The following is an 8,004-nucleotide window of genomic DNA, read 5'->3' on the forward strand; positions in this document are numbered from 1 at the left end:
TGCCGCGGGTGCCCGAGTTCTTGGGCGTCGCCGCAGTCGTGCCGGTGCGAGTCGTGGCCGGTCGAGCCAGGGCCCCCGACCTTCTCGTCGCGACCGTCGCCGAGGCCGAGGCGCGTCAGGGGCGAAGACTTCAGGACGTCCGGAGCGAGGAGCTTTATTACGACGCCGTGAGCCAGAGCGACGATGGCGTCGACATCCGCTACCTCGTGGCCCGAGAGGTGGACGCCGGCGGCGACGTGTGGCTCACCGCCACCGAGTGGGCTCAGCTCGCCCACCTGGGAGATGCGGCCCTCCTCTACGTGGCGTCCGACGGGGGCCTCGGGGCGATAACCGCTGCCGCAGTCCGGCAAGTTGCCGTCGAGCAACAGGACCGTCGGTGTCGTCTGCACCTGATGGCGGCGGTGGAACCATCTCGCTCGACCCACGCTACGGACGGTCCGGTGTAGGAGTCTTGTTCAGAAGGACCTCCCATACAATGCCCCGGGGCACCGGTGGTAGACTCGCCACCTGGGTCCGGAACCTGAGAAGGAGAGAGAAGATGCAATACCCTGTCGTCGTTCGTGGCAAGTCGCCGACACGCTACGTTGCTCGGGCCTTGGGCATCCCGGGGCTGCGAGCGGAGGCAGAGAGCGAGCAGGAGGCGGTCGAGAAAGTTGGAAGAGCGCTGGAGAAGTGGCTCTCAACAGCCAAGCTCGTACAAGTCTCCGTACCCGGGAGGTTTTCGGGTAACCCTTGGGAAGAGGCGTTTGGCCGCTCGGCAGACGATCCCGATTTCCAGGAGTTCGACGAGGAGCTACGCAGGCTTCGGGCTGCGGCGAACGCGGCCCCAGCGACATGACCCGCTTTCTCCTCGATACCGATCACGTTAGCCTCCACGAACGGGGACACGCGAGCCTGCGGGTAAGGTTTGCCTCCTTGCCGGCCGACTCTTTGGCGGTCAGCGTGATCACCGTCGAAGAGATGCTCCGAGGCCGAATGGCCATCTTGACGCACCGGCTCGAGCCCGCTGCTAGAGTCAGAGCGTACGCCAAGTTCTTGGAGACCGTTCGTTTCTTCGAAACCATCGCTGTGGTTCCCTTCGATTCGACTTGCGAAGAGCGCTGCCAGACGCTTTGAGCCGCCGGCCTTCGCATCGGCACCCGGGATCTGCGAATTGCCGCCACCGCTCTCTGCAACGACTTGGTTCTCGTCACAAGGAATCGCCGAGATTTCGAGCAAGTGCCCGGACTCGTGGTGGAGGACTGGTGTGGCGGCTGACCCTCGTAGAGGCGCGATGAGCCTACGACCCCAAACCAGAAGTTCGTGAGGGAATCGCGTCCCTTGTCGTCATTCCGACGCAAACCGGAATCCAGGCCCCGGGGTTCTGGACCCCGGCTTTCGCCGGGGTGACGGAAGAGCACACGAACTTATGCATCGCGGTACTACGCGCGACAGCCGCCGGGGACCGCGGCGCGGTCTGCCCCCCAAATAAGATCAGCTTTCAGTCGGCGAGGGAGAAGTACATCCGCCGCGCCCACATCAACACGCTGCACCTGTGGTGGGCCCGAAACGGCCAGGGCACGAGAGACCAAAGGTAGCGGCGGCGGGCGAAGGGCGCGGCTGGCGCCACGGAGTCGCCCTCCACGCTGGCCCCCTATTCACCCGGCACTTGGCTGGCCGTCTTGCTGGCAAGGTCATGCACCTGTGGCGTATTCTCTGCTCGGATAGTGGCCAGAGCGGGCCACGGTCGACCGGCAGTATCACTCACCGGGGGATCGGATTCTCGGGCAGAAGAGTTCGAATGACGGGAGGGCGGCGTGACGACGGCAGAGCGGATCCGGCGGGGACGAAAAGCCAGGGGGGGGTCGCAGGCCACCCTCGGGGCACGGGTTGACGTAAGCCAGGTCCAGGTGTCGCTTTGGGAAACCGGGAAGGCGAGCCCGTCGCCGGAGCAGCTCGCCCGGTTGGAATCGGTGCTCGGCAAGGAAGGCCCGAGCACCGCCCGTGGGGCGGGGCAACTTCCCTTTCCCGATCTGCCGGCCCCGGCGACCGAGCCCGCGAAAGAAGAAGCTCCCCGGCGGAAGAACAGAAGCACGACCGCATCCGCCGTCGAGCCCCCCGACAAGTCCCTGGAGTCCTGGATCTGGGACGCGGCCTGCTCCATCCGCGGCGCCAAGGACGCCGGCAAGTACAAGGATTACATCCTCCCCCTCATCTTCACCAAGCGCCTCTGCGACGTCTTCGACGACGAACTGAACCGCATCGCCGCCGAGGTTCGGGGCCGGGCCCGGGCCTTTCAGCTCGTCCGGCACGACAAAAAGCTCGTGCGCTTCTACCTGCCGCTGGAGCCGAAGAACCCGGACCACGCCGTCTGGTCGGTCATCCGCACCCTCTCGGACAAGCTCGGCGAGCGCCTCACCACCCACCTGCGCGCCATCGCCGACGCCAACCCGCTGCTCAAGGGGATCATCGACCGCGTCGACTTCAACGCCACCACCCACGGCGTGCGCGACCTCGACGACGACCGCCTCTCGGCCCTGATCGAGAAGATCAGCGCCAAGCGCCTCGGCCTTGCCGACGTGGAGCCTGACATCATCGGCCGCAGCTACGAGTACCTGATCCGGAAGTTCGCCGAGGGCGCCGGCCAGAGCGGCGGTGAACTCTATACGCCCGCCGAGGTCGGCTTCGTCATGGCCCGCATCATGGCCCCGGAGCCCGGCATGGCGGCCTACGACCCGACCTGCGGCTCCGCGGGGCTCCTGATCAAGCTCGACCTCGTCTTGCGCCAGCGCATGCAGGCCGACGGCAAGACCGCATACGCCCCGCTCAAGCTCCACGGTCAGGAGTACGAGCCCGCGAGCTGGGCGATGGCGAACATGAACATGATCATCCACGACCTGGAGGGCCGCATCGAGATCGGCAACACCTTCAAGAACCCGAAGTTCCGCGCCGGCAACCGCCTCCAGACCTTCGACCGCGTGGTCGCGAACCCCATGTGGAACCAGGATTGGTTTAAGGAGCACGACTACGAGGCCGACCCCTTCGACCGCTTCCCCAAGGGCGCGGGCTATCCCGGCAACAAGGCCGACTGGGGCTGGATGCAGCACATCCTCGCGAGCCTGAAGCCCCAGGGACGCGCCGCCGTGGTGCTCGACACCGGCGCCGCCTCCCGTGGCTCGGGCAACGCCAACACCAACAAGGAGAAGGACGTCCGCCGCTGGTTCGTAGAGCAGGACGTGATCGAGGGCGTCCTCTACCTGCCGGAGAACCTCTTCTACAACACCACTGCCCCGGGCATCGTCATCGTGCTGAACAAGGCCAAGGCGCCCGAGAGACGCGGCAAGCTCTTCCTCCTCAACGCGAGCCGCGAGTTCGTCAAGGGCGACCCCAAGAACTACCTCCCCGACGACGCCGTGGTCCGCATCGCCGACACCTTCACCGAGTGGCGCGAGGTCGAGAAGTACTCCCGCGTCGTCACCCGCGACGAGGTCGCCAAGAACGACTTCAACATCTCGCCGAGCCGCTACATCCACACCGGCGACGCCGACGAGTACCGGCCGATCCCCGAGATCGTGGAGGAATTGGAGGCCCTGGAGGCGGAGGCGCGGGCGACGGATGCGGCGCTGAAAGCGATTCTGCGGAGGATCGGGGTGTGAAGAGGCGGGCTCATGCGGAGATGTGGCGGCGCGGGCAGTTATAAGCAGTTATACGGGGATGGGGCTATAACCGGTTATAAATTCAGACCTCCTGATCTCTGGGGCAATGGCAAGAAGAGACCTCACGCAGAAAGGCAGGGGTGACGTGGGGTTCCCGGTGGTGCGCGGATTTTGGTGTTCCAGAAGCCTGGATTTTGGGAAGCTACCGATCGCGGACGCGGAAGGGGGATTTGGCCCCCGGGTGGGTCAGCTTTGGAAGAACGGTAGATAGGATGCCACAGATTCAGTTGCCCATTTTTCCAGCAGGGGTGGTTCACCTAACCAGTGAGTTGGCCGTTTCGAGGAAGGACGGTCGCATCACGTACTTCAACGGGCAGATGCCGGTGTTCGGGCATGACGAAGAGGACGTGGCGTCGTTTCGGATGATCACCAGCCAGTTCTACGGGAACGGGACGGTGAAGCAATCCGACATCGTCCGCGTATTTGGGGTGGCTCCGATCACGGTCAAGCGTGCGGTGAAGCTCTATCGGCAGGAGGGGCCCTCCGGCTTCTACCGAGAGCCCGCCCGACGGGGACCGGCGGTGATGCTTCCGGAGGTATTGCTGCAAGCCCAAGCGCTCTTGGCGGAGGGGTTGCTTCCTTCGCAGGTGGCTGGGCGGTTGGGGTTGAAGACGAATACGGTGCAGAAGGCGCTGCAGGCTGGGCGGCTTCGCAGGCCTGACGCAGCGCAAGGGGTGTCGCCCCCTGAGGCTTCGGCGCTGAGCACCAAGAGCCAGCGTAGCGTGGCGGATCAGACGGCCGAGATGGGAGTTGGGGCGACCAACACCGCAGAGCGGGTGGCGGCGAGCTTGGGCTTGCTCCAGGCCGTGGAGCCTCGCTTCGAAGCCGCCGCCGACGTCGCCAACGGCGGGGTCCTGCTGGCGTTGCCGGCGCTTTGCGTCACGGGGCTGTTGCACCGAGCGTCGGAGTTCCTGCGGCTGCCGAAGGGCTACTACGGCGTGCCGAGCCTGTTGCTCTTGCTGGCGTTCCTGGCCTTGGCGCGGGTGAAGTCCTTCGAGCAGCTTCGGTACTGCGCCCCCGGAGAATGGGGAAAGCTCCTGGGGTTAGATCGAGTTCCGGAGGTGCGAACGGCTCGCCGCAAGGTCGCCCACCTGTGTGACCACGCCGAGCCGATGGCGTGGAGCGCGGCGCTTTGTGCCGAGTGGATGAAGGCCTCCCCCGAGCAGGCGCAGATCCTGTACGTGGACGGCCACGTGCGCGTCTACCACGGCGACCAGACGTCGTTGCCCCGCCACTACGTCTCGCGCCAACGGCTGTGCTTGCGGGCGACGACGGACTACTGGGTCAACGCGATGGACGGTCAGCCCTTCTTCCTGGTGACCCAACCGGTGGATCCGGGGCTGATCCGGGTGCTCGAAGACGAAATCCTCCCGCGACTGGAACGGGAGGTGCCAGGCCAAGCCACGGCGGAAGAGCTCAAGGCCGATCGCCTGCTGCATCGGTTCACGGTGGTCTTCGACCGAGAGGGGTACAGCCCAGAGCTTCTGCGCAAGCTACGCGAGCGGCGCATCGCTTGTCTCACCTACCACAAGCATCCGAAGGCGCCCTGGCGCGACGAGGAGTTCGTCGAGCGAGAGGTGACGCTCGTATCGGGCAACCGGGTGAGCATGCGGCTAGCCGAACGGGGGACCTGGCTGAGCGGCAAGGTCTGGGTTCGCGAACTGCGACGGCTCATGGAAGACGGGCACCAGACCGCCATCCTCTCCACCGACTACCGCACGGATCTCGCACCCGCAGCGGCGGCGATGTTCGCCAGGTGGTCTCAGGAAAACTTCTTTCGCTACATGCGCGAACACTACAACCTGGACCGGCTCATCGAGTACGGCACCGAGGAGTTGGCTGAGACCACACGGGTGATCAATCCGGAGTATCGGCGGCTCGGGGGAGAGATCCGGCGGCGAAACACCCGTCTGAGCCGCGCCGCCGCCCTCTTCGGCGCCCTGACGCTGGACGGGGAACTCGATTCCGTGAAGATGGAGCAGGACGAGCAGAAGAAGGCGAGCCTTCAGGAAGAGATGGAGCACCTCCAGGCGGAAATCACCGATCTGAAGGTCAAGCGCAAGGCGGAGAACAAGCACATCCCGATGAGTCAACTGCCAGAGGCCGACCGGTTCGCCCAGCTTCGAACCAAGAGCAAGCACTTCATCGACACGATCAAGATGGTTGCCTACCGGGCCGAGACCGCCATGGCTCACGTACTCCGGGAGAAGATGTCACGCCAGGAGGACGCTCGATCCCTCCTACGGGGGATCTACACCACCGCCGCAGACCTGCTGCCCGATGAAGAGGCAGGAACCCTGACGGTGCGGCTGCACCATCTGGCCAACAGGGCGACGGCCGAGGCCGTGCGACACCTCTGCGCTGAACTCACCGCCACCGAGGTCGTGTTTCCTGGCACAAACCTCCGTCTGATCTACGACTTGGTCTCATCCCCAGTCCACAGAGGTCAGGAGGTCTGAACTGAGGGAACGCTGGCTCAACCCGCCGGAGTGGACCCGGGAAGAAGTGCTGGAGTTCCCGGCTTCGGCCGACGGGCCTTGGGCGCGCTACGTCCGCGACCCCGACGCCCGGGGCGTCGGCACCGCCTCGTGGCCGCGCCTCGTGCCCCAGACCTCCGAGGACGCCGCCAAGCTCCAGCAGCGCACCCTCACCAACCTGTACAACCAGCGCCCCGCCTGGCTCGACCTGGCCCACCGCCGGCTCGACGAAGCCGTGCTGGCCGCCTACGGTTGGCCGGCGGACCTCACCGACGACGATCTCCTCGCCCGGCTGCTGGCGCTCAATCAGAAGCGGGCGGGCGGTGGCTGATCTCTCCGCGCTTGCTCCACCAGGGCGCCGGGCGTATCTAGGGGAACAGGCGAAAGGAGGTAGACCTCATGCAACCCGTGGCAATCGAATTCCCGGAAGAGGTTCTGCTCGCGACCGGCCAGAGCCGCGCTGAATTCGTGCGAGAGGCGAAACTGTTGCTCGCGGCAAGGCTGTTCGAGCGCGGTCGGCTGTCGTCGGGAAAAGCAGCGGAGATGGCGGACATGGGCCACGCGGACTTCTTGTTCGCCGTGAGTCGCATGGGCATGGACGTGGCCGACCTGGATGCGGAAGAGCTCCGCCGCGAGTTTGCCGATGCCTGAGGCACGGCCCGGCCCCGTGGTGTCGAACAGCGGGCCGCTGATCGCGCTGGCGTGCATCGGGCAGTTGGACCTTCTCGGTCGGATCTATGGGGAGAGTCTGGTTCCCGGAGCCGTGTTCCGCGAGGTGGTAGAGATCGGAGCAGGCAGGCCCGGAGCCTCCGAGCTCCGCGCCGCTGGCTGGGCCAAGCGCGTCGAAGTCGTCGAGATGGCCGAACCGCTGCTCGCCGAAGAGCTCGGCCGAGGAGAAACGGAAGCAATCACCTTGGCCACGCGGGCGGGGGCCCGGCTCGTCTTGATGGACGACCGAAGAGCGCGCCGAATCGCCGAACTTGCCTACCGCCTCCGGGTCAAGGGCGTGGCAGGCGTCTTGCTCCAAGCCAAACGAGCTCGCCTCGTTTCTGCCGTTCGGCCGCTGGCACACGCCCTGCGCGCGAACGGGTATCGCCTCTCGGACCGCCTCATCGAGGCGCTCTGCCGAGAGGCGGGAGAGTAGCACCTCGCTCCTGGCGGCCCGTAAGGCACCAGCAGCGCCGCGAGAGCACCCTTGGGAACCTCTACCATTGGCGCCTGACCCGGCCAGACCCGGTGGCGCGCCTCTTGGCCCTCAACCTCGCGCGGAGCGCAGGCACCCCATGAACGAACCAGCCAGCGTCGAAACCTGGGTCGAACGCATCCAAGAAGCCCTGGACAAGGGGGCCTCGCCTGAGCCCCTGGCCGTGGCCCAGGAGGCCTTGCGGGACCACCCCGCCGATGCCGGCATCGTGCACTTCGCGGCCCTGGGGGCGTTGGTGGCGGACAAGCCTGACCTGTGCCTGCGCTACCTCAAGCGCCTGGGCAAGCGCTACCAGCCCCTGCCCTGCGACCACTTGCTACGGGCCCTGGTGCTGATCCGCCAGGGCCTCGCCGACCAGGGCCGCCAGGTGCTCGAACGCCACGGCCTCGACCGCCGGCAGGAGGTCACCCGTCACTTCCGCGGGGGGCCGGCGCTCACCTACTGGATGCTGCAGCTGTGGTCGGGGGCGTATTGGGCCGTCCCCCCGCCGCGCACCGCGCGCCAGGCCAAGGCACCGGCGCCCAAGGCCAAGGGGCGGGCGGCGCCTCGTCCCCCCGTTTCGCCGCCCGTCGCCCAGGCACCGGTCGCCCCCGAGCTGCCGCGGGTCCAGCCCCGGATCGCGGTGGAG

9 protein-coding genes are annotated in these 8,004 nt (G+C 66.4%); all 9 read left to right on the forward strand.

Going from position 1 to position 8,004, the window contains the following annotated elements; all coding sequences use genetic code 11:
• Window positions 1-446, forward strand: a 446-nt coding sequence (locus U1E26_11660) for a hypothetical protein (GenBank protein MDZ4170292.1), incomplete at its 5' end; no start/stop codon positions are given.
• A 92-nt stretch (window positions 447-538) separates the two neighbouring features.
• On the forward strand, window positions 539-838 hold the full coding sequence (locus U1E26_11665; GenBank protein MDZ4170293.1) for a hypothetical protein: 300 nt from the start codon (window positions 539-541) through the stop codon (window positions 836-838).
• A gap of 77 nt (window positions 839-915) precedes the next feature.
• On the forward strand, window positions 916-1,116 hold the full coding sequence (locus tag U1E26_11670; protein MDZ4170294.1) for a hypothetical protein: 201 nt from the start codon (window positions 916-918) through the stop codon (window positions 1,114-1,116).
• 680 nt (window positions 1,117-1,796) lie between these two features.
• The gene (locus tag U1E26_11675) at window positions 1,797-3,635 is read left to right on the forward strand and encodes an N-6 DNA methylase (protein MDZ4170295.1); all 1,839 of its coding nucleotides are present in this window, start codon (window positions 1,797-1,799) and stop codon (window positions 3,633-3,635) included.
• Between the two features lie 329 nt (window positions 3,636-3,964).
• Complete coding sequence (locus U1E26_11680) at window positions 3,965-6,154, forward strand: hypothetical protein (protein ID MDZ4170296.1); 2,190 nt, start codon at window positions 3,965-3,967, stop codon at window positions 6,152-6,154.
• A 46-nt stretch (window positions 6,155-6,200) separates the two neighbouring features.
• Window positions 6,201-6,503: a hypothetical protein gene (locus tag U1E26_11685; GenBank protein ID MDZ4170297.1), complete on the forward strand. Its 303-nt coding sequence runs from the start codon at window positions 6,201-6,203 to the stop codon at window positions 6,501-6,503.
• A 68-nt stretch (window positions 6,504-6,571) separates the two neighbouring features.
• Window positions 6,572-6,823, forward strand: a complete 252-nt coding sequence (locus U1E26_11690) for a UPF0175 family protein (GenBank protein MDZ4170298.1) — start codon at window positions 6,572-6,574, stop codon at window positions 6,821-6,823.
• Window positions 6,816-7,316 (forward strand): DUF3368 domain-containing protein, encoded by a 501-nt coding sequence (locus U1E26_11695; GenBank protein ID MDZ4170299.1) that lies wholly within the window; start codon window positions 6,816-6,818, stop codon window positions 7,314-7,316. Before U1E26_11690 ends, U1E26_11695 begins: the two co-directional genes overlap by 8 nt.
• A gap of 139 nt (window positions 7,317-7,455) precedes the next feature.
• Window positions 7,456-8,004, forward strand: a 549-nt coding sequence (locus U1E26_11700; GenBank protein ID MDZ4170300.1) for a hypothetical protein, incomplete at its 3' end; no start/stop codon positions are given.

The organism is Coriobacteriia bacterium, assembly GCA_034370385.1.
Classification (GTDB): Bacteria; Actinomycetota; Coriobacteriia; order Anaerosomatales; family PHET01; genus JAXMKZ01.

Coding starts and splice junctions, on each gene's coding strand:
- U1E26_11665 (MDZ4170293.1), top strand. CDS start 539: ATGCAATACCCTGTCGTCGTTCGTGGCAAGTCGCCGACACGCTACGTT.
- U1E26_11695 (MDZ4170299.1), top strand. CDS start 6,816: ATGCCTGAGGCACGGCCCGGCCCCGTGGTGTCGAACAGCGGGCCGCTG.
- U1E26_11690 (MDZ4170298.1), top strand. CDS start 6,572: ATGCAACCCGTGGCAATCGAATTCCCGGAAGAGGTTCTGCTCGCGACC.